This window comes from Streptomyces anulatus (assembly GCF_014650675.1).
Lineage (GTDB): Bacteria > Actinomycetota > Actinomycetes > Streptomycetales > Streptomycetaceae > Streptomyces > Streptomyces anulatus.
Genome location: NZ_BMVK01000009.1, coordinates 1 through 21,315, shown reverse-complemented (window position 1 = coordinate 21,315; position 21,315 = coordinate 1). Strand labels below are relative to the sequence as shown.

The 21,315-nt window shown below is 69.6% G+C and carries 20 protein-coding genes and 1 pseudogene; 11 read left to right on the top strand and 10 right to left on the bottom strand.

Features of this window, described 5'->3' with window-relative positions:
- Positions 1–13 precede the first annotated feature (13 nt).
- Together IE272_RS38770 and IE272_RS22420 are read right to left on the bottom strand one after the other, a co-directional pair.
- Positions 14–865: pseudogene (locus tag IE272_RS38770) on the bottom strand (chitosanase); the annotation flags it as partial.
- A 318-nt stretch (positions 866–1,183) separates the two neighbouring features.
- A complete protein-coding gene (locus IE272_RS22420) occupies positions 1,184–1,648 on the bottom strand; it encodes a winged helix-turn-helix transcriptional regulator (protein WP_050362874.1) in 465 nt (154 codons plus the stop codon).
- An 86-nt stretch (positions 1,649–1,734) separates the two neighbouring features.
- Between IE272_RS22420 and IE272_RS22415 the strand changes: the two genes are divergently transcribed.
- The gene (locus IE272_RS22415; protein WP_190007679.1) at positions 1,735–2,976 is read left to right on the top strand and encodes an MFS transporter; all 1,242 of its coding nucleotides are present in this window, start codon (positions 1,735–1,737) and stop codon (positions 2,974–2,976) included.
- Positions 2,977–2,991: 15 nt separating this feature from the next.
- Here the strand turns inward: IE272_RS22415 and IE272_RS22410 are convergent, their stop codons facing one another.
- Positions 2,992–3,435 carry a hypothetical protein gene (locus IE272_RS22410; RefSeq protein WP_050362876.1) on the bottom strand — a complete coding sequence of 148 codons (444 nt, stop codon included), beginning with the start codon at positions 3,433–3,435 and terminating at the stop codon, positions 2,992–2,994.
- 298 nt (positions 3,436–3,733) lie between these two features.
- Between IE272_RS22410 and IE272_RS22405 the strand changes: the two genes are divergently transcribed.
- The 4 genes from IE272_RS22405 to IE272_RS22390 all read left to right on the top strand — a co-directional run bounded on the left by IE272_RS22405 (position 3,734) and on the right by IE272_RS22390 (position 7,412).
- Positions 3,734–4,048 carry a hypothetical protein gene (locus IE272_RS22405; RefSeq protein WP_050362877.1) on the top strand — a complete coding sequence of 105 codons (315 nt, stop codon included), beginning with the start codon at positions 3,734–3,736 and terminating at the stop codon, positions 4,046–4,048.
- A 23-nt stretch (positions 4,049–4,071) separates the two neighbouring features.
- A complete protein-coding gene (locus IE272_RS22400) occupies positions 4,072–4,515 on the top strand; it encodes a tail fiber domain-containing protein (protein ID WP_159392687.1) in 444 nt (147 codons plus the stop codon).
- 222 nt (positions 4,516–4,737) lie between these two features.
- Positions 4,738–6,426, top strand: coding sequence for a carboxylesterase/lipase family protein (locus tag IE272_RS22395; protein WP_229897407.1), 1,689 nt, complete (start codon positions 4,738–4,740; stop codon positions 6,424–6,426).
- Positions 6,423–7,412, top strand: a complete 990-nt coding sequence (locus tag IE272_RS22390; RefSeq protein WP_050362879.1) for an amidinotransferase — start codon at positions 6,423–6,425, stop codon at positions 7,410–7,412. The genes IE272_RS22395 and IE272_RS22390 overlap by 4 nt, the downstream gene beginning before the upstream one ends.
- Before the next feature lie 80 nt (positions 7,413–7,492).
- On the opposite strand, the gene IE272_RS22385 is transcribed toward IE272_RS22390, so the two are convergent.
- Entirely contained in the window at positions 7,493–9,493 is a 2,001-nt protein-coding gene (locus tag IE272_RS22385; protein ID WP_190007676.1) for an ABC transporter ATP-binding protein, read from the bottom strand.
- A gap of 1,015 nt (positions 9,494–10,508) precedes the next feature.
- Here IE272_RS22385 and IE272_RS38765 point away from each other — a divergent pair.
- Positions 10,509–10,790, top strand: coding sequence for a hypothetical protein (locus tag IE272_RS38765; protein ID WP_229897405.1), 282 nt, complete (start codon positions 10,509–10,511; stop codon positions 10,788–10,790).
- Positions 10,791–11,568: 778 nt separating this feature from the next.
- Here IE272_RS38765 and IE272_RS22375 read toward each other — a convergent pair.
- Complete coding sequence (locus IE272_RS22375; RefSeq protein WP_056704567.1) at positions 11,569–12,783, bottom strand: S8 family peptidase; 1,215 nt, start codon at positions 12,781–12,783, stop codon at positions 11,569–11,571.
- A 322-nt stretch (positions 12,784–13,105) separates the two neighbouring features.
- Between IE272_RS22375 and IE272_RS22370 the strand changes: the two genes are divergently transcribed.
- Together IE272_RS22370 and IE272_RS22365 are read left to right on the top strand one after the other, a co-directional pair.
- The gene (locus IE272_RS22370; RefSeq protein WP_190007674.1) at positions 13,106–13,729 is read left to right on the top strand and encodes a hypothetical protein; all 624 of its coding nucleotides are present in this window, start codon (positions 13,106–13,108) and stop codon (positions 13,727–13,729) included.
- 361 nt (positions 13,730–14,090) lie between these two features.
- Positions 14,091–14,747, top strand: a complete 657-nt coding sequence (locus IE272_RS22365; protein ID WP_050362883.1) for a TetR family transcriptional regulator — start codon at positions 14,091–14,093, stop codon at positions 14,745–14,747.
- On the opposite strand, the gene IE272_RS22360 is transcribed toward IE272_RS22365, so the two are convergent.
- Positions 14,695–14,916, bottom strand: coding sequence for a hypothetical protein (locus IE272_RS22360; RefSeq protein ID WP_050362884.1), 222 nt, complete (start codon positions 14,914–14,916; stop codon positions 14,695–14,697). The two genes, IE272_RS22365 and IE272_RS22360, sit on opposite strands and share 53 nt — an antisense overlap.
- A 106-nt stretch (positions 14,917–15,022) precedes the next feature.
- Positions 15,023–15,622, bottom strand: coding sequence for a hypothetical protein (locus IE272_RS22355; RefSeq protein ID WP_050362885.1), 600 nt, complete (start codon positions 15,620–15,622; stop codon positions 15,023–15,025).
- 653 nt (positions 15,623–16,275) lie between these two features.
- On the opposite strand from IE272_RS22355, the gene IE272_RS22350 reads away from it, so the two are divergent.
- Positions 16,276–16,869 (top strand): isochorismatase family protein, encoded by a 594-nt coding sequence (locus tag IE272_RS22350; RefSeq protein WP_050362886.1) that lies wholly within the window; start codon positions 16,276–16,278, stop codon positions 16,867–16,869.
- A gap of 42 nt (positions 16,870–16,911) precedes the next feature.
- Here IE272_RS22350 and IE272_RS22345 read toward each other — a convergent pair whose 3' ends face one another.
- Genes IE272_RS22345 through IE272_RS22335 form a run of 3 tightly spaced genes read right to left on the bottom strand, consistent with a single transcriptional unit; the run spans position 16,912 to position 19,294 of the window.
- Positions 16,912–17,103 (bottom strand): hypothetical protein, encoded by a 192-nt coding sequence (locus tag IE272_RS22345; RefSeq protein WP_190007672.1) that lies wholly within the window; start codon positions 17,101–17,103, stop codon positions 16,912–16,914.
- A gap of 9 nt (positions 17,104–17,112) precedes the next feature.
- Positions 17,113–18,231 (bottom strand): fatty acid desaturase family protein, encoded by a 1,119-nt coding sequence (locus IE272_RS22340; RefSeq protein WP_050362888.1) that lies wholly within the window; start codon positions 18,229–18,231, stop codon positions 17,113–17,115.
- A 7-nt stretch (positions 18,232–18,238) separates the two neighbouring features.
- On the bottom strand, positions 18,239–19,294 hold the full coding sequence (locus IE272_RS22335; protein ID WP_050362889.1) for a ferredoxin reductase: 1,056 nt from the start codon (positions 19,292–19,294) through the stop codon (positions 18,239–18,241).
- Between the two features lie 86 nt (positions 19,295–19,380).
- Here IE272_RS22335 and IE272_RS22330 point away from each other — a divergent pair, with 86 nt between their 5' ends.
- Entirely contained in the window at positions 19,381–20,520 is a 1,140-nt protein-coding gene (locus tag IE272_RS22330) for a PucR-like N-terminal domain-containing protein (RefSeq protein ID WP_050362890.1), read from the top strand.
- 159 nt (positions 20,521–20,679) lie between these two features.
- Positions 20,680–21,018, top strand: a complete 339-nt coding sequence (locus tag IE272_RS22325; protein ID WP_050362891.1) for a thioredoxin family protein — start codon at positions 20,680–20,682, stop codon at positions 21,016–21,018.
- Positions 21,019–21,315: the final 297 nt, after the last annotated feature.

Here is a 21,315-nt window from a genome sequence, read left to right as displayed (position 1 = left end):
GGGGATCGGTGTCGATACGGAAGTCCTCGCCGTAGACGGCCCACGCCAGCGGGGTGTCGAGGTCGAGGTTGCCGTTCCTCAGAAACACGCGCTGGGCGGTGTCGACCCGGCTGGTGTCCTCGTGCGCCGCCTCCTTCTTCATCTCCACGACGCGGGCGTCGAGGAAGGCGTCGAGGTACTGGGTCTCGTCGCCGCCCTCGGCCGGCGTACGGGCGTCGTTCCGGGCCTCGGCGCGGATGCTGTCGAAGCCCGACTGCCCGTGCATGACGATGGCGTCGTAGTAGGCGAACTGGCCGAGCACCCGCAGCCCGTCGCTCTTCGCCCGGGACACGGAGGGGTCGAAGTAGACACGGTCGCGCTCGTGTTCCTGGGCCGCCCGGAACTCGGGGGTGGCCGCGGCCTGCTCCCAGGCGGTCGTGAAGCCGGGGTCCAGGCCCTCGTGGGAGTCGCTCCCGTCGACCGCGCGGAGCGCGGGGAGGTACGTGGCCAGCGGATTGCCCGGCACCTTGCCGGTGTAGTACTCGACGAGTTCGAGCATGTCGTGCGTACCGGAGCAGAAGCCGATGATGCCGGCCGTGTAGCCGCGCCCGTCGCCGATGTCCTCGATGTAGTCGAACTGCTCGCGCCACTGGAGCGAGGAGTTCTCGGCCGTCGAGACGATCTGCATGGCGATTTCCTTCTTCACCGGATCGTCGAGGCCGGATGCCACGGCCGCCTGTCCGGTGTTGAGGGCGACCACGGCGGGGATCGCGGTCAGCGCCATGGCCAGGGCGACCCGCACCCCGGTGCGACGGCGGCGGTGCGTGGGGCGGGGTGGTCGTTCCGAACGGGAAACGCGCCGGGAAAGGCGCTGGGGCATGCGCATGCGCACGTGGTTCTCCGATCTCTTGCGACGTGCCGGACGCCGAACGCACTGGGGCGTCGTGGAGGGGCGTACGGACACAGCTCAGCCGGGAGGTCAGCTCTATTAGGAAAGTTTCCTTTCCATTGAGTCGCGTCCATTGGAGCGTGCCGCTCCCCTTCTTGCAAGGGGCATGACAAGAACAATCCGGAGTGGAACGGCGCGTGTTGACCGGTTCACAGGCATGTGCGCACGGGGGTGGCGTTGGGTCGGGTGGCGCGCGAGGCAGGGGCCGCATGCGCTCGGGGCGCCGGTTCGTGTTCGCGCCGCGCACGCGATCGTTCATGCCTGTCGGGTCTTCTGTACGCGGGTGGTGTCGGTGCTCAGAGGGGCGCCGTCCGTGTCGACCGGCGTGAAGTCCGGCACGGGGTCGCCGTGCCGGTCGACCAGGACGGAGTGCGCCTCGCCCGGCGCGAAGGCGTGCCGCTCGCCCCACTGGCGCAGCGTGAGGATGACGGGAAACAGGGCGCGGCCGGCGTCGGTGAGGACGTACTCCTGGCGGCGGCCCGACGGGGCGGTGCGCTGAGCGAGAAGCCCGTGGGCGAGGAGCTTGCGGAGGCGGTCGGTGAGGATGTTGCGCGCGATGCCGGTCCTCCGCTGGAACTCGGTGAACGAGGCTGCGCCGTCCATCGCGTCACGGATGACCAGAAGGCTCCACCGGTCGCCGACGAGGTCGAGGGTGCGGGCGACGGGGCAGTCGGGATCCGACCACGGCGCGTCCGGACCGCGCGGAGGTGCAGCTGACATGACGCCTCCCAATGAGTTGCAGATTGAAACCATCATGCCGTAACGTCAAAACGGTTGCAATGTGCTACTGATTGAATGGGGCCGCGATGAACGCATGGCATCGATTGCTGCTGGCGGTGGTGTGCGGTGTCGCTGTGGCGAGCGTCTACGCCGCGCAGCCGGTCCTGGCGCCGATGGGGCGCGACCTCGGCGTGCCGGCCGAGCTCACCGGATGGTTCGTGGCCACCGGTCAGTTCGGCTATCTGGCGGGGCTGTTGCTGCTGGTGCCGCTCGGCGACGTGGTCGACCGGCGCCGACTCATCGCCGTGCACCTGGGGATCACCTCGGTGGGCATGATGCTCACGGCATCGTCGTCGGCCGCGTGGCCGGCGTTCGCGGGGCTCGCGACGGCAGGGGTGTTCGCGGTCGTGGTGCAGATCGCGGTGGCCTACGCGGCGTCGGCTTCCCCTCCCGCCGAACGTGGACGGAATATCGGGGTGGTGACCTCGGGCGTCGTGGTCGGCATTCTGGGGGCACGGGTCGCCACCGGCGCGCTCGCCGACGTGTGGGGCTGGCGCAGCGTCTACGTCGTGCTCGCGGTGCTCTCCCTCGGGCTCGCGGTCCTGGTCCTCGCCGTACTGCCCTCGGAGGCGCGCGTGGGTTCCCCTCCGAGGTACCGCGAGGTGGTCGGCTCGCTCGGCGGGCTGCTGGGACAGGGCGCCTTCCTGTCACGCGGCCTCAACGCGTTCTTCCTGTTCGCCTCGTTCGGAACCCTGTGGAGCGGGTTGGCCATGTCGCTGGCGGGCGCTCCCTGGCAGCTGAGCGAGACCCGGATCGGGCTGTTCGGCATCGCGGGCCTGGCCGGCGCACTCGGCGCGGCTCGCGCCGGACGATGGGCGGACGCCGGGCGCGCGAACCCGGTCAGCGGCCTCGCGCTCGCCCTCCTGATCCTCTCGTGGGCGGCGATCGCCCAGCTTCCGTGGTCGCTGTGGTTCCTGGTCATCGGAATCGTCGCCCTCGACTTCGCGGTCCAGGCCGTACACGTGAGCAACCAGCACGTGCTCACCGCTGCGTATCCGGATCGCCTGAGCAGCGTCATCGGCGGCTACATGGTCTTCTACTCACTCGGCTCCGCCCTCGGTGCGGCGGCGACCACGGCGATCTTCACGGCCTACGGCTGGACGGGCTCCAGCATCCTCGGGACCGGCTTCGCGGCCTGTGCGCTGGTGGTGTGGTTGATCGCCAAGAAGCCGACCGGAACGGGGCGGAAGGAATCCCCGGTCGAACTCCCCTCATACGCGGGGAGCGGCACCTGTTCCGGCCGACGGCCGAGCGTGACGCCTGACTGATGAGGTGATTCCCGGTCAGCGGCGGCGGCCGGCGACAAGAACGACGAGGAACTGGCCGCCGCCCGACTCGACGTCGGCGGTCACCGGCAGCTCCGGTACCAGTCGGGAGAACCGGTCCACCAGCCAGTCCGCCGCTTCTTCGGCGTCCTGCCTGGTCGGACAACGGCCCACCATCTCCCGGCCTCCCTTGCGCTCCAGCCGGGAGGCGACAGCGATCAGCGGCGCGGGTTCGACCACGTACAGACGGTCCGGCCAGTCGATGGACACCTTGACCGCGCCCTTACGAGAGTTGCACCCGCGGTGCGCGAGCCGCTCGGCGACCTTGGCCTTCCGGTCGGCGGTCCGGCTGTCGACACTGGGCCCCTGCTGGTCGTTGACCGACTTGTCGGGGTCGACCGGTTCGTCGCACACCCAGCACCGCCAGCCATCGCGCTCGGCCACATCATGGAGAAGGCTCATCCGAGCAAACTAGCCCCTTGGGCAGCCACCCCGTGCACCAGGGCCACGGAGGAGTCCCCGGTCGGAGGCCACGGCCCTGTCGGGAGCATCCCCGAAGGCGCGGGGAGCGGGCCCCGCGCACCACCGGCGGCCGCCGCCGGAGGCCCGTTCCTGTACGCGGGGACGGTTCACCGCTTCTCCACGCGGGCCGGGTTGCCACGGCTTCGACGGTGAGACAGAGGACGTACGTGCCTTTCTGCGGCATAGCCCGTTAGGGGTGTCGCGGACGCACGTGGCGTCCCGGCCGGAAGGATCCTCGATGTTCACGAAGCGCGTTGCCAGCCGTCTGCTGGTCCTGACGGCCACGGCGGCCACCGGTACGGGTGCGTGGAGTGGTCAGGCACTGGCGAGCACGAACATCCTTGCGGTCGGCAATGACGCTCACGACACCACGATGATCAATGTGGACCGTGAAGTCGGGGCGGTCGGCATGACGACGTACAGCAGCGGGGTGGGCAGCGGACTGGTCCAGCTGCCGGTGAGCAGCCCTCAGAACCGCGGTGGTGGGGGCAGTCTGCTCTTCTCGGATCGCCGACTGAAGACTGAGGTCACCGCGGTGGTCTGGGAACGATGAGCTACGGGCGGTTGAAAGGGGCCATGGTCAGGATGCTGACGTCGGCCCTGGCCAGGTCGGGTCGGAGACGGGGTGCTCCCGCCGCGGGTCTGGCTTCCGATGCCGTGTCGGGCGCGGTGCGCGGAAGTGATCCGGTCAACGGTTACCGGGTGCTGGAGCAGGTGGTGCGGTTGCCGGTCAGCACATGGCGCTATCACTGGGACCCGCCTCATGTACGCCATCTTGGGCCCATGGCGCAGGACTGGTGGAAGGCGTTCGGGGTCGGCGAGAACGACCGGACGATCTGCTGCACCGATGCCAACGGAGTCGCCATCGTCGCCATCCAGGCACTGCACCGCGAACTGGCCGAACTACGGGATGAGGTCGAGGCGCTGCGAACGGAGTGTTCCCGGCAGGCGCGGTCGAAGCGCGCCCCGGCGCATCTGGATACCGAGAAGGCCGCAGATCAGGAGCAGGAGCGTCTATGAGCCTCTTTCAACCTGGCGGTGCCGGCCGTGTGTTGGACGGATAGGTAGTCCCGACGGCGGGGTCCGCCGCGATGTTTCACCCGGTCGGTTCCCATGTCCGCCCCGTCTGCTGGCGAGGTGCGCGCACTTGCGGCGGCTTCGCTGTGACTATGTCCGGTGTTCCCCTCTTCTGTTCCGCTCCTCCGTTCCCTCCTCGCGGTACCCGACAGGAGACAGTCGACCATGGCAGCAAATCGCACGGCGGTCCTCGCGGTTCTCGTGGGCGCGGCCTTCCTCGTGCTGGGTGTGACCGCCCCGGGCACCGCACACCCGGGGAACACCGGGCCCAGTGGTGACACCAGCGCTACGGCACGCACCGACGCCGGCCTCGTAAGGGGTACGAGAACGACCACTCACACCGTCTACCAGGGCATTCCCTACGCGGGACCGCCCACCGGCACCCACCGCTGGGCCGCCCCACGCCCGGTGAGCCCCTGGACCGGCGTACGGGACGCGACGAAGCCGGGGCCGCTGTGTCCCCAGGTCGCCTCGGTCTACGCGGGCGTGTCGAGCCTGGACGAGGACTGCCTGGTCCTCAACGTCACCACGGGCGACTTCGCGACGGCGCGCCGCCCAGCCCCCGTACTGGTGTGGATCCACGGCGACGGGGCTGTGGGGGCAGGCTCCTTCTTCGACGCCCGGCGCCTCGCCGACCGAGGCGTGGTCGTGGTCACCGTCAACTACCGGCTCGGAGTGTTCGGCGGCTTCGCCTACCCCGGTCTCGAAGGATCGGGGACGTTCGCCCTGCAGGACCAGCAGGCGGCACTGCGCTGGGTCCGGCGCAACGCCGCCGCGTTCGGAGGTGATCCGGGCAACGTCACTGTGGCCGGGTCCTCCTTCGGTGCGGCCGCCATCAGCGGCCACCTCACGTCACCAGGGGCCCAGGGGCTGTTTCACCGGGCCGTCCTGTCCAGCGGCGAAGGGATGATGGACATGCCGGCCGGGGCGATGGGGGAGGGCGTGCCGGCCTACCCGCACTACATCTGGCGGACGGAGCAGGAATCGCGGAACACTGGTGTCGAAATGACGTCGCCCCTGGGCTGCGCCGACCCCGACCCGCGTCGGGCGCTGCGATGCCTGCGCGCGCTGCCGGTGAAGAAGCTGCTGGAAGTCCCCAACATCATGAACGCCTTCCAGGCGTTCGCCTTCGGCAACGAGGTACTGCCGGAACTGCCGGAAACGGCACTGGAACAGGGCGCCTTCCCCCGTATCCCGCTGATGTCGGGGGCCACGCTGGACGAGCACCGCCTGTTCGTCGGCATGGCGCACGACGCGGTCGGCTCCCCCTTCACCGCCGACCAGTACGCACGTGCTCTCGTCACCGCATTCGGCCGGGACGCGGACGCGGTGGGCGCGCGCTACCCGGTCACGGCCTTTCCTTCCCCGGCCCTGGCCTGGTCAACCGTGGTGACCGACCGGATGTGGGCCCGCGGCACCTACGCCCAGGCCACCGCGTTCGGGCGCCACGCACCGACGTACGCCTACGAGTTCGCCGACCGGGACGCCCCGATGTATCTCCCCCTCCCGGGAACCTTCGACTTCGGCGCCTATCACGCCGGCGACACCCCTTACCTCTTCGAGGACCCGGACGCGCAGAAACACTTCACCGACCCGCAGACGCGTCTGTCCGACACCATGACCGACTACTGGGCACAGTTCGCCCACACCGGCACGCCGAACCGGCCGGGCCTCCCGCGGTGGCCCCGGTTCATGCCGTCGGACGCCGTGCCGCACACCCAGTCCCTGGCGCCGGACAGGATCGGGCCGGTCGACTACGCCGGGGAACACCGGCTCGACTTCTGGCACCGCCTGGCCGCACAGGGAGCCCCGCGGACAACACGGCCGACCGAGGTCGAGAAGCCGCTCTCATGACGATCCCCAACGTCACCCATGACTGGGGTGTACTGAAAGAGACCGTCGTAGGCCGGGTCATCGACTTCACCTTCCCGGCCGAACTCGCCGCAGGAGTCCCCGCCTCCCTCGGCTTCCTCCCCGAACGTACGAGACAGAACATGCCCCGATGGGCGGGGAAGCTCTGGTCGCAGGCCGATCCGGAGGGCTACGAACGCTGCGTCGAGCAAGTCGAGGGACTGGCCGGCTTCCTCACCGCGCGAGGTGTGGGCGTGCACCGTCCCCGTGCGCTCACCGACAGCGAACTGAACCTGTACGGCGGCGGGTTCAGCATGCAGACGTTCGTGCGCGATCCCATGATCGTCGTCGGTGACCGGGTCATCGAAGCGGCCCTGCGGCTGCCGGCCCGCTTCAAAGAACGCTTCGGCGTGCGCCCCGTCATCGAGGAAGCGGAAGGACGCGGTGCACGCTGCTCGGTCATGCCGCCACCGGCACCCGTGCCCGTGGCGGACCTTCCCACGGCCAGGGGCCCCTTCCTGGAGGGCGGCGACGTGCTCCCCATGGGGCGCGACATCCTCGTCGGCACCGGCACAGCCGCGTCCGACGCAGCGGGAGCCCAGTGGCTGGAAAGGCTGCTCGGTGACGGCTATCGCGTCCACCAAGTGCCCCTCTCCGACCGGGTGATCCACCTGGACGACGGGCTCACCACCGTCCGCGAAGGCCTCGCCGTGGTCTGCCGGGAGCAGTTCACCGACGGGCTGCCCGCCCCGGTCGCCGATTGGGAGCTGATCGACGTCAGCCTCCATGACGCCGTCAACCTCCTTGCGGGCAACAGCCTGGTCCTCGCCCCCGGCGAGGTGCTCGTCGACGAACGGCTGACGGCCCTGGCCGAAGCCCTCACCGCGCGCGACGTCACGGTGCACACCCTGCCGTACGACGCCGTCACCCCCTTCGCGGGCGGCTTCCGCTGCTCCCACCATCCGCTGGTCCGGGAACTCACCGGCTGACCGTCAGCAGGCCATGCCGCGGGCCAGGCGGCGGGTGCCGACCGGGACCGGGCGCGGCACGGGGCTGCGTGGCCGGGGCCTCACGCCGTCTCCTCCGCCTCGGCGCGGTAGCCGGCGGCCTGGAGGGTGAACATGGAGGCGTACTCGCCGTCGAGGCCCATCAGCTCCTGGTGGGTGCCGCTCTCGGTGATGCGACCGGCGTCGAAGACGAAGATACGGTCGCAGGCGACGACGCTCGCCAGGCGGTGGGAGATCAGCACCGTGATCTGATCGGGGCGCGGGTTGTCCCGCAGTACCGCCTCGTACACCGCGTGCTCGGCGCGCGGGTCCATGCTGGCGGTCGGCTCGTCCAGCAGCAGGACGGGGGCGTTCTTGTACAGGCCGCGGGCGACGGCGACCTTCGCCCACTGGCCGGCGGACAGTTCCTGACCGCCGCGGAACCGCTTGGACAACAGCGCCTCCCACCGGCCCGGCAGCCCGGCGATGACCTGCTCGGCGCCCGAGGCCCGCGCGGCGTCCAGCGCACGCTGCGGATCGGCCTCGGTGAGGGTGCCCCGGGAGACCGTCAGGTTGGCCAGCGCGCTGAACGGAAAACGGACCGGGTCCTGGAGCACGCAGCCCACCCGGGCCTGCAACGACTCCGCGTCCATGTCCAGCACGTCCACGCCGTCCCAGCGGACCGTCCCGCCGTCCCGGGGTTCGTACAGCCCGGCGAGGAGCCGCGCGCAGGTGGACTTGCCGGAGCCGTTGACGCCGACGAACGCCACCGTCTGACCGGCGTGCAACGTCATGGAGATGCCGTTGAGCACCGGGGTCTCCTTGCCCGGATAGGTGAAAGACACGTCGTTCAGGGTGATGGCCTTCACCGTCTCGGGGGCCGGCAGCCCACTGCGGCGCGGCTGGAGAGCTCGGCAACGTTCCTGGAAGGCCAGCAGGTCATCCACCCACATGGCGTGCTCGTAGACCATGTGGGAGACGTCGACGAGCCGGGTCAGCGTGGACTGGGCGGCCTGGATGGCGAGGACCGCGCCCGCCCCGGCGGCCAGGGGCAGCCACCCGGCGATGAGCATCGCGCCGAGCGCCGCATAGGTGATGCCGGTGCCGATCCCGCCGACGGCCCGCCCTGCCAGGGTCAGCCCGGCCGAGCTCACACCCAGGCGGGTGTCCTCCTCGGCGATCCGTGTCGTCAGCCGGTGGTGCTCCTCCAGCAGCGCGCCCTGGGCGGTGTCCGAGCGGAGCTCGGCGGCGGCATCCCTCTCCAGCAGCAGCCAGGAGAAGACCCGCACCCTGCGCTGCAGAGTGTTCCACCGCTTGAAGGAGTGGAAGCGGGCCCGGGCGGTGCGTACGGCGGCCGCCCCGACCGGCAGCACGGACAGCAGGAGCAGCGGCAGCAGGGCGGGATGGAGGACGCCCAGGACGCCGACGGTGCCCACGAGCCCGAGCAGCGCGGCGGCCAGGGAGACGACCTGGCCGACGATCTGCCGGGCGTAGAACAAGCCACGATCATTGGCCCGGTAGGCCTCGTCGTGCCAGTCCGCGTCATCGACGACCTCCAGGCGCACATGGGCGGTCAGGGTGAGGAACTCGCACTCCAGCGCGGTGCGGATCTTCGGGGTGACCCTGGCCTGCGCAACGGCGACGCCGGCCTCCAGCAGCGCCCGGGCGGACAGGAAGCCCACCACGACCAGGAGTTGGGGAATGGCTGCGCGCACCCGCTCCGGGGTCGGCCCCTCGGCGAACAGCTCCCGCAGCACCGCCACCGAGGCCATCAGCCCGAACGCCATCATCGCGGCCGACGCCAACTGCAGGACCACGACCGCGACGGTCGCGGTCCGGTCCGCGCTCCAGGCCAGGTGGCCGATCCGGCGCACGATCCGCGGCAGCCGCGCGAGGACCTGCCCCACCGTGGCCTTGGACGCGGCGCCGTCGTACACCGACCAGTACGCCTCCTCCAGTCCGTCGGCGATGTCACCGTCGTGCGGCCCGCCGGGCACGGCGGCGGGCGGCAGCGGAAGTTCCGCACCGCGTGGGCCGGGCACCGCACCCGGGCGGATGGCGTCCGCGTCCCCACCGGTGCTCATGCCCCCCACCTCGCATCCAGGCGTGCTGAGCGGCGCGCGCAGGTGTCGGGCTGCTGCTGTCCGCATGTCGGGGAGACGAGCAGGGACCGCCGCCGCTGTTCGAATCGGGGGCGATGAGTGGAAGCGGGCTCAGCGTTCATGGTGTTCCTCCGTCTGGGCTGCCGACTGGTACTGGTGCTCTAAGAACGCCTCGGATCCGGGGCCGTAACGGCCTCGGAAGGGTGAAGGACTCGAACGTGAATACGGATGTGGGTTCCAAGGCAAGAGCCGCCTGCCTAGTCACTTTTGAACTCACACGTTCGAGTGGTCGGCGATGTGCGGCACCCGATCAGGGGCTTGCGCGGTCCTTCTGCGGACCCGGGGCAGGAGCGGGGCGGCGTGTGCGGCGACGGATCATGTCCAGGCCCGGCTGGGATGCGGTGTGCGGTGCTCGGCGAACGCGGAGCAGCCCGCGGCCGGTTCCAGGCCCGGGATGCACCCGCAGGGGCGATCCCGGGCCGGCGAGGCGATCGCGGTGATGTGAGCCCTGGGGGACTCCCCGGGAACAGGTACCCGAAGCTCTCTATTCTCGACGGGGGTGAAGCCTCCGTCCTGTCGGAGCGGCCTTGATCAAGGCCGGTAAGGTAGCGCTCTTCGGGCGGCCGAGCTCCCGGAGTACTAGAGGCGACTGCCGATGAATCTCCCTCCCCTGAGAGCTCGTTCCGACGCCGCGGTGCACCAGGTGTGGCGCCTTCCCGCCACTGATGCTGTGCGGGGACTCCGTGCCTTGTGGTGGACCGTTGGGCCTGCCGGCGCACTGGCAGTGATGCTGGTCCACCGGCGGTACCTCGACCGCAGCCGATACCCGAGGGGGTGGGTCGGGTGGAGACCAGAGGTCCCGTTCACGGGTGAACTGGTCACGATCATCGGGCAGGAGGAGCGGCGGCTACCGGTGGAGGACATCCGGATGTGGCCCAGTCACTTGGCCCTGCTGCCGGATTCCCGGTTCTTGCTGGTGAGTGGCCGTACATTCCGGATGGAGACCGAGAACCTCTGGCGGTCCAACGCGGTGGTGTTCTCTCCCTCCGGAACTCCTGAAGCGGAGTTCTGCGTCGGCGACGACATCCCCGCCCTGGTCACCGACATCCACGGGGGCATCTGGACGGCCTACGGGGACGAGGGCATCTACGGCGGCCACCCCGAGTCGGGAGGCGGCCTCGCAGGCTGGAACACCAAGGGCCGCGCTGTCTGGGCTCCCGAGGGAAGGCTGCCCGGCCATCCGCTGGAGGGGTGCACCGCCGCGACCGAGAACGAATAGGTGTGGCTCGTCTGGTACGGCGCCGTCAGTCCATCCGGCACGTACCTGACTCGCATCACTCCGGCCACCGGCAAGGTGCTCAGCTATGCCAGTCCCGTTCCGCAACCCGACGGATTCGCCGTCCGCGGTAACAGGGCCGTCTTCACCCGCCGGGATCACAACAGGCGAACCGTCGAGCTCATCCGTGCAGAGCGCCAAGGCACCGCATGGACGGTCACCAGCCGCCATCGGCTTCGGGTGCCGGGCCGAGCTGTCCTACGCTGCGGCCAGGGCCGGGACGGCAATCTCTGGCTCCGTACCGGCAACACCTGGCTGCGCATCGAAGCATGAGCAGCTCTGGAGCACTGCTCGGTGCTGCTGTCGGGCCCGAGCGGCACGGCGAGAACCACTACGCGCGGCAGCCGCCGTATCTGCTCGGTGACCACTTCCTTGTCCTGGCTGACCGCGTCCTGGTCGACGGGAAGTTCCACGGCGAGGCCTCCGCCCGCCGCTCCCGGGCCCCCGTCATCGCCGCCAGCACCAACTCCACGCAATGCGCCTTCGGCTGCTCGCGCGGTACGTCGGGCGTGCAGTGCGGCCGCACCGCGAAGCTCTGGACAGCCATCGGCATGTATCGGCCCGCCGTGCGTGAACGCCCCGGCGCTGGCTCGTCCCCTCATGACCAACGTAGGAGCAGCCGCCTCACGGGTGCAGAACGGCGCGGGCCGGGCACGGACACAGGGCAGGTCGCCCGTGTCCGTGCCCGGCCGTCGAGCGCCGCGTCAGGTCGTTTCCGTGGTTACGGGACGAGCCTCAGCAGCTTGTTCGGGGAGCCCGTTCCGATGCCGGTGAGGACGTTGGAGGTCGCGCCGTTCACGAGGGCCGTGCCCACGGCGGCCGGAGAGGCACCCGGGTGGTTCGTCAGGTAGACGGCGGCCGCCCCGGCGACGTGCGGAGCGGCGAAGGACGTGCCGTTGCCGGTGTAGGTGGCGGTGTCCGAGGTCGCCCAGCCAGCCGTGATGTCGGACCCCGGTGCGAAGAGGTCCACGAGGGGGCCATGGTTGGAGTAGGTGGCACGGGCGTCGGTCCTGGTCGTGGCGCCGACGGTGAGCGCGGTCTCCACCCGGGCGGGCGAGAAGCCGGACGCGGGCGCGTTGGAATTGCCGGCCGCGATCGAGTAGGTCACTCCGGACGCGATCGACCGGCGCACCGCGTTGTCCAGGGTGGTGCTGGGGCCGCCGCCGAGCGAGACGTTGGCGACGGAGGATGCGACATGGTTGGCGGTGATCCAGTCGACGCCCGCGATGACGCCTGCGGTGGTGCCGGAACCGCTGTTGTTGAGGACCCGCACGGCGACGATCTTGGCCTTCTTGGCCACGCCGTAAACGGTTCCGGCGGCGGTCGTGGCGACGTGGGTGCCGTGACCGTTGCCGTCCTGGGCGACGTTGTCGTTGTCGACGAAGTCGTAGCCGTTCGACGCCCGGCCGACGATGTCCTGGTGCGTGATGCGCACTCCGGTGTCCAGGACGTAGACGGTGGTGTCGACACCGGCGGAGTCCGGGTAGGTGAACGTGCCGTTCAGCGGCAGGTTCGGCTGGTCGATCCGGTCGAGGCCCCAGGGCGCGTTGGTCTGGGTGGCGGTCGAGTGGACCTTCTGGTTCTGCTCGACCGAGGCGATGGCCGGGTCGGCGGCGAGCCGCTTGGCCTCGGTGCTGCCGAGCTGGGCGGCGTAACCGTTCAACGCCGACGTGTAGGTGCGCTCGATCCGGCCGCCGTAGCCCGCTATCAGCTTCTTGCCCTGGGCCGCGGACGCACGGAAACCGGCCGTCTCCTTCAGCGTGACGATGTAGCTGCCGGGAATCGCCCCGGCCGCACCGGCGTGCAGGACTCTGCCCTCGGGCGCGGGAGCCGCCTGCGCCGGTAAGGCCGCTCCTGCTCCGACGGCGAGTGCCAGTGTGGTGGCCGCGGCGATCGCTCCGGCGATCCGTCGCTTGGTGGTGCGTACTGCTGTCATGAAGAAGTCTCCTCGAACAGTGACGCGTCGGAGGTTCACGCGTCGGGGGATGCGGCGCACGGGGTCCGTACGCCGCATCCGACGATGCCGCCGCGTGTTCCGGACGAGCAAGCGCCGACAAGGTGCTGTCATGGACTCGCCATGGTGTTGACGCTCCGTCAACTCTGGCTGCACGTAACGCAACAAGGCCGTCGCATGGTGTCCACAGGGGCTCGGGACCCCACGTGGTTCGCGCCGCGACCCGACGAGGGGCGAGGTGAGCTGTCGCGGCGTCAACGGCCCGCACGCGACGTGCCCTGCACACCCTTCCTATGCTGCTTCCATGGGCAGGGATCTCACGGTATTCATGGTGGACTGGGGGCAGTTGGGTGCGCTCCCCGTCGAGAACCGGATCGGACGGCTCGACGACATGGCATGGCCGTGGGAGCTCGACGACGTGGACGACGACGGGTACGAGCGGGCGCACGGCTGGCTCCGGCCGCCCGGCAGAGCACCGGCATGGTGCGCCGAGTACAACTTCCTCACCACCACCCGCGCCCACCTTCCGCATGTCCGTGCAGGTGCCGCATGGGCTGACATGCGACCACTCGTCGACGCGTCCGTGCGGGAGGTGGGGGACAGCTTCCTCGGAGGTCTGATCTGGAACGCGGATCAGGCCGATGATCCGGCGGCGAGCGGCTGGGGAGGAGTCTTCCCGCCTGCCACCGGCCGAGGGCACCCGAATGTCCTGCTGGTCTGTCTGCCGGAGGCGGTGGCGGGGAAGGCCCGGGCCTGGGAACGGGTCGAGCCGTGTCTGGAGGGGTTGAGAGGTCCGTTCGCTGTCGAGTGCGAGGGCTGGGCGGGCCGTCCGGACACCTTCGAGGGCTTCGTTGCCCTTCTGCGTGAATGGGGCGGAGTGGTTACGGAGGCTGCTCGCCGGGGCTGGGGCCTGGTAGGTCTCCCCTGACTTTCGGCGCGACGGGAGCGCAGCACGATTCCGTTTCCGCCATTCGCGACCGAGCCGAACCCGGCTCGGGGCCGGCTCTGGCCCTTCCGCCCGGCCCGCCGGTTGCCGCTTCCGAGGACGCCGCACGCCGCTGGGCGGCCCGCTGCTGCCCACCGACGTACACGGCCCGTCGCGCTCCTGGTCTCCGAGCCGGTGACGAACGCGGTCGCCGCCGATGCGGCGGTGGGAGCCTTGGGCGACATCGAGGCGGGGCGGCAGGAGCGGCAGGAGTGCGCCGACGCCTGGCATCGGGCTGCGTACCGGGAGCGTGTTGCCGGACTCGCGGGTAGCGTCGGACGCGACCGAGGGAGGCGTCACAGCGATGCAGGAGAACGGGGACCGCGGAGACCGCCGCGAGCAGATGGTCCTGCGGCTCGTCGAGGCCGCCGGAGTCGTGATCGACCGGGCCGGGTACGCCGGTGCGACGACCCCGGAGATCCTGCGCCGGGCCGGAGTCTCCCGCGGCGGCTTCTACCACCACTTCGAGGGCAAGGAGCAGCTCGGCGACGCGATCCTGGACCGTCAGCACGAGTTCTTCCAGAAGGTCTCCGAGCAGGCGGCGTCGGGTCCGGCCCCGAAGGTCTGGCTCCAGGCGCTGATCGACGTCAGCCACCTCTACACCGCCGGCATTCTGGAGGACCCCGTCCTGCGGGCCGCGGTGCGCCTCAGTATCGAGCCGGGGCCGTACCAGACCGCCGAAAGCTATGCGGGCCCGCTGGGGGCCGTCACCGCCGTTCTCGAATCCGCCCGTGCCGCCGACGAGCTCCAGGACCACGTCACTCCGGAGGAGGCGTCCCGGACCCTCGTCGGCTGCTACAGCGGAGTGCAGCTGCTCGCACTCGCCCTTGACGAGCGCGACGCCCTGCACCAGCAGGTCAGCGCCATGTGGGCCCTGATCATGCCTGGCCTGGCCCGGCCGGCCGTCCTCACCCGGCTGCGCCTGAGCGCACCGCCCGCAGATACGGCCCGGCCGCGGTGAACCCCGGCCCGTAGGCCACCGCCACCCCCGGCGCTTCCACCGCGCCGTCGGTCATGGTCCGGGCCAGCACGCCCAGCAGCGCCACCCCGCCCGGATTCCCGCCCGTGAGGGAGTCCCGCGCGTGCCGTCCGGCCGTCGCCGCGTCGAGGCCGAGACCGGTCAGGGTCATGCGCGGCCATGAGGCCGGCGGAGGGGGGCCGGCCCCCACGGCGAAGAGCCCGCCAGCGTGCTGACGGGCTCCCGCGAAAGTACAGCTAACCTGCTGTCAGGTCAGGTCAGATCGTCGGCGTCTCGTCGACGATCTCCTTGTGCGGCTCGACGACGAACTTCCAGCCCTCGCTGGGCTCGAGGAACCGCACACGGGTCGGGTAGATGTCCAGGGCGCGGCGGTCGCGGTTCTGGCCGTTCGTGTTCTTGCGTCCCCGGGCCGGCTCCTCGTACAGGTCGACCTTGACGTCCGGTACTGCGACGACTTCCTCGCTCCAACGCTGGACGATCCCCGCACCGAACGCGTCCCGGGCCGCGGAGTAGAGCGATTCCAAGGACACCTTGCTTCCGCCCGGAACGAAGAGGGCCAGGTTCAGCAGGACGCCGGCGCTCTGGAGCACCTCGATTTCCTCTCCTGCTTTGTCCGCGACCCAGATTCCGCCCTCTTCGGCATTGTCGGGAAGGACGTGCACCTCCTCGCCGAATTCCGTCCGAACAGTGAAGGACCCACCCTCGAAATTCTTTCCCGGCTTCGTAAGGAAAGCTGGTGCGTAGCAGTCGAGGGAAACGCCATCCGTCCCTGCCGGGACGAAGACACTGTCCTGGAGGTCCAAACCTGCAGTCTCCTCGGCCGTAAGACGTCGAGCCGTAACCTTCTCGGTATTCACGCCGTTCCCCTTTTATCGCGTCGTCCTGCTAAATCATCAAAACTCTATCATGAAAAGGATCAAAGGCTGACCAAGGTGCCGTCGTGCTGGCTATGGCTTCGATCGTAGAGATATCGGTCGGCAAATAGGGCGTCCACTGCTCTCTGTATGCACTCAGGCAAAAAGAGGATCTATGCTGCTGGGTGACCGCTCCCGCCGAAATCAACCCGCACAGGTCGGTGCCCCGACCTCTTCTGCTGCCTGGTTGAGAACTACGCCTTTATCGGTCGAAGCGAAGTCACTGTGAAGGCGCCTCGCGCCTGCAGGGCCGGGCGTTCTGGTCAACAGGGGCGTTGCCTATTAGCTGCCGATCCGGATAGTGAACCGTCTGGATTTTTTCGTCCTCGCCCGATGCGGTGGGAAACTCAGGGCGCTCCGTCACCCGTCGCGCCCGCCGTGGTCCTGATGAGTGTCCGTGAATCGTTCCTGCGGTGAATATCCGCGTCCGTGCGGGTGAGTGGCGGTCGTTGGACATGAGCCGCCGGCGGGGGGCCGGTAGAACAGGGAGGGGTGTCTCCGCTGCTTTCGCGCCACCGCGTTCCGTGCCCGGGGCCGTGAGATTTCTCCAGAGTTTCTGACCGCTGTTCCCATGCGTGGGTGAAGGGGGCTCGTCAATGAGCCGAGGTTTGATCGTCGTGGACGTGCAGAACGACTTCTGTGAAGGCGGCAGCGTTCCCGTGTCGGGTGGCGCGCGGATCGCGACGAAGATCGCCGACCTGGTGGAGCGGAGCGCCGGCCGTGACTACCAGTACGTCGTGGCCACCCGCGATCACCACATCGACCCGGGAAGCCACTTCTCGGAGCACCCGGACTTCAAGGACAGCTTCCCCGTGCACTGCGTGGCCGGGGGCGAGGGCGGGGAGTTCCACCCGCACTTCGCGCCCGCCGTCACCGGCGGCAAGGTCGACGCCGTCTTCTTCAAAGGCGCCCACAGCTCTTCCAAGAGCGGCTTCGAAGGCGCGGACGAGCAGGGCACGGCCCTGGCGGACTGGTTGCGTGCCCGGGGAGTGGAGCACGTCGACGTGGTGGGCATCGCCACGGACCACTGCGTGCGTGCCACAGCGCTGGACGCGGTGAAGGCCGGCTTCCGCGCACACGTACGCCTGGACTACTCCGTCGGCGTCGCCCCCGACACCATCAACTCGACCCTGGACGACTTCCGCGAGGCGGGCATCGCGGTATCCGGAGAGACGCCCGTACCGCAGTAGCGCTCCACAGCGGACCGGAACCGCCGCAGGCCATCGACGTCCTCAAGCTGCCGGGCGCGGCGCGCTGAGGTCCAGGGGAGTGGTCGGCGGCCCGGCCCGTGTGGGCGGGGCCGCCGGTGTCCGGAGGGCGGACGGGATCAGGCGGCGGAACCGGGCCGTGCTGCCGTGCAGGTCGCCGGGCACGGCCTCTTCCTCCAGGAAGCCCCGGTAGTACCGCCGAGAGACCTGCACCAATGCCGGGAGTCAGGCGGCGACGAGTTCCTTCTCGCGGTCCGGTGCTTTGACCTTGGGCTGCTTGTTCGGCAGCGAAAGCCGGAACACCTTGTGCCACGCGGAGAACACCTGCTTGGGCAGCGGGCCGGTGACGTACTCCAACTCGTACTTCTCGAACAGCGCGCGCACCTTCACCGCGACCTCGGCGTACCGGTTGCTCGGCAGGTCCGGGAACAGGTGGTGCTCGATCTGGTGCGACAGGTTGCCGGTCATGAAGTGCATGGCCTTGCTGCCGCTGATGTTCGCCGAGCCCATCATCTGGCGCAGGTACCACTGGCCGCGCGTCTCGCCCTGGATCGACTCGCGCTCGAATACCTGTACGCCCTCGGGGAAGTGCCCGCACATGATCACCGAGTGGGACCAGATGTTGCGGACCAGGTTCGCGGTGAACGTGGCGCCGAGCGTGGTGAGGAAGGACGGGCCGGACAGCAACGGGTGGATCACGTAGTCCTTGAGCACCTGCTTGCGGATCTTCCGGCCCACGGCCTTGGCCCGCGCGCGGAACTCCGGGTTCTTCCGCCTCGACTTGCCGAGGTTCTTGCCGAGCTCCAGGTCGTACGCGGCGATGCCGTACTCGAAGAAGCAGGCGTTGAGGAAGTTCCACAGCGGCTGGCCGAGGTGGAAGGGGTGCCACTTCTGGTCCTCGTCGACGCGCATGATGCCGTAGCCGAGGTCGTTGTCCTTGCCGATCACGTTGGTGTACGTGTGGTGCAGCTCGTTGTGCGAGTGCTTCCACTGATCGGACGGCGAGACGTGATCCCACTCCCAGGTGGTGGAGTGAATCTTCGGGTCCCGCATCCAGTCCCACTGGCCGTGCAGGATGTTGTGGCCGATCTCCATGTTGTCCATGATCTTCGCCACGGACAGCCCGGCGGTGCCGAGCAGCCACGCGGGCGGGAAGATCGAGAACAGCAGCACGCCCCTGCTGACCAGCTCGAGCTTGCGCTGCGCCGAGATGACCTTACGGATGTAGGCGGCGTCTTTCTCGCCGCGCCCGGCGATCACCTCGTCGCGGATCGCATCAAGCTCGCGGCCCAGCTCCTCGATCTGCTCCGCGGTCAGGTGGGCGGTGGGGTCGATGGCGGTCAAGATGCTCCTACCGTTCGATGTCGCAGGGGCCCGCCGCGGCGGACACGCAGGTCTGGATGAGGACGCCCGGCTCGGCCTCGGTGATCTCGCCGGTGCGCAGGTCGCGGACGGCGCCCGCCTTGAGCGGCGTGACGCAGCCGAAGCAGATGCCCATGCGGCACCCGGAAGGCATGAGCACACCGGCCTCCTCGCCGATGTCCAGCAACGGTGTGGCGCCGTCCGCGTGGACGGTCTTGCCGGAGACGCTGAAGGTGACCTCGCCGTCGTCGCCGGCGACGACGATGCCGGGGCGGAAGCGTTCGGTGTGCAGGCGCTCTTGGACGCCGTGCCCGGTCCAGTGCTCTTCGGCCGCGTCGAGCAGGCCTGCGGGCCCGCAGGCCCAGGTCTCGCGCTCGGCCCAGTCGGGCACGAGTTCGTGGAGACGGGTGATGTCGAGCATGCCGTCGCTGTCGGTGTGCACCTCGGTGAGCCGAAGCTTCTTGTTCGCGACCAGGTCGTGCAGTTCGTCGCGGAAGATCACGTCCTGCGGCCGCGGCGCGCAGTGGACCATGACGGCGTCGTCGAACTCGGTGTCGCGCAGCATGCCCATTACGGGCGTGATACCGCTGCCGGCAGTCAGGTAGAGCACCTTGGCGGGCCTGGCCTGCGACAGCACGAAGTCACCGGTCGACTGATCGAGCTGGATCAGCGTGCCCGGTTTCGCCCTGCGGACCAAGTGGTTGCTGACCTTGCCGTCCGGGATCGCTTTCACGGTGATCGTGACGCGGCCGTCCCGGCGGTTCGTCGGCGAGGTGATGGAGTAGGCACGCCACAGGCGCACCCCGTCGACGTCGACCCCGATCCGCACGTACTGACCGGCCGTGTGGCCGCGCCAGCCCCGTCCCGGCCTGATCACGATCGTCGCGGCGTCACCCGTCTCGGGGTGCACGGCCTCGATGCGCCCACGAAGGTCAGCGCTCGCACGCAGCGGGCTGACCAGATCGAGGTAGTCCGACGGCAGCAGCGGCGTCGTGACCATCTCCAGCAGTTTCCACGCCCTACTGCGGAGGGCTGCACTCGTCATGACCCCAGCTTGCTTCGCCTCATGGCGTAAAGTCCTGACCGCAGGACGTGAATCTGATCGGCAGAATTGTTCGCAGGGAACAAAAAGTGAGCCATGCAATCCGGAGGGCCAGCGAACTGGCCCTGGACGAGACGACGGTCACCGCACTTCGGGCCGTCCTGAAGGCCACCGCCGACGAGGTCGTCCAGGCGATCATCGACGAGGTCCCCTCCTACGCCAACGCCCTTTCGGGCCGCATGGGCGGCACCATCCGCCGCGCCGTCCGCACCGCCCTCGGGCACTATCTGGACCTCGCGAGCGGGAGCGCCACAGGCGGCGACGGCGGTGACGCGGCCTACGAGCTGGGCCGCGGCGAGGTGCGCGACGGCCGGTCGATGGACGCCCTGCTCAGCGCCTACCGCGTCGGCGCCCGCGTGGCCTGGCGGTGCCTGGCGGCGGGTGCCGTACCCGCGGGTCTGCCCGCCGCCGAGGTCGCCAAGTTCGCCGAGCTGACCTTCGCCTACATCGACGAGCTCTCCGCCGCGAGCGCCGCGGGCCACGCCGACGAACTGGCCGCCCGGGGCAGGGCCCACGAGCGCCACCTGGAGCATCTGGCCCGTGATCTCCTCGCCGGCGCGAGCCCGGAGGTGCTGCTGGCTTCTTGCCAACGGGCCGGATGGCAGCCTCCGGTTTCCCTGACCGCGGTCCTGCTGCCGGCCGTCCAGGCCCGACCTGTCTACCGTGCGCTCGACCCGAACACCCTGGTCCTCGATGACCTGGCGGATGCCACTGGTGTGCTGCTCGTCCCCGATGCCGACCGATCTCGTCTCTTGCGGCAGCTGGCCGACCGCACCGCTGTGGTCGGTCCGGCCCGGCCATGGGCGCGTGCGTCCGCCTCGTACGCACGCGCCGTACGCGCGCGCACCCTCTCCTCTGATATTCGCGACACCGAGGACCACCTGCCCGAGCTGGTGCTGAGCGCCGACGCGGACGCGTTCGCCGACCTGCGTGCCCGAGCCCTCGCACCGTTGTTGACCTTGCCTGTCGCGACCGCACGGCGGCTGGAGGAGACGCTGCGCGCGTGGCTGCTGCACCAGGGCAGGCGGGAGGAGGTGGCGGCGGCCCTGTTCGTCCATCCCCAGACCGTCCGGTACCGGATGTCGCAGCTGCGGGACCTGTTTCCGGATCTCGCATCGCCACATCGGGTCCTTGAACTGACGCTGGCGGTCGGTATGCGGGCCGGCTGAGCTCGCGCCGGGACCACCGCGGTTCTGCGCGACGGCCCCGTGCCTCCCCTCCGCCAGGTCGGCCGGACGACCGACCGGGCCGACCTGGCACCACCGGGCGAGGGATGATGGGCGGAACGACGGAACGACGGAACGACGGAACATGAGGGAGGAGCTTCCATGGCACAGCGGGTTCACCGACCCCGTGAGGACGCGGAGTTCGATTTCATCCTCGGGATGAGCAGTGTTCCGGTCCTCGCCTACTTCACCGGGACATGGCCCAAGGCGATCGAGCCCTGCCGGGTGATGGACCTCGTCGTGGGTGACATCGCCGACGACTACACGAGCCGCCTGACGATCGTCCGCACCGACATCACACGTTGTCCGACGGCGACCGAGCGATACGGGATCACCGGAGCCCCGTCCTGCCTCCTGCTGAAAGAGGGAGAGGCCGTGGCGCACAGCACGGGACCTATGACCACCGCCGAGGTACGGACGTTCCTGGACGGCCACCTCTGAGCGGCCGCTGAGGCGGCCGGCCGCGACGCCCGTACGTTCGACTTGGCGGGCGCCGGCCCGTCATCTCGGTCCCCACGAGCACATGGGCGACACCGTCCGAGCGATCGCCGGCCCGGTGTCGCAGGAGCAGGCCGCAGACCTGATCCCGGCTCGATGGTGAGCGCGCCGAGGCCCCACGTACCCCTTCGACGTCCCACCGCCCCTTCGACGCTCACCGTCAACCGTGCACGAACTCGTCAGTCCCAGGCGTCTGCGTTGATGAAGCGGCTGAAGCCGCGCCAGGAGTTGGGGCCCATC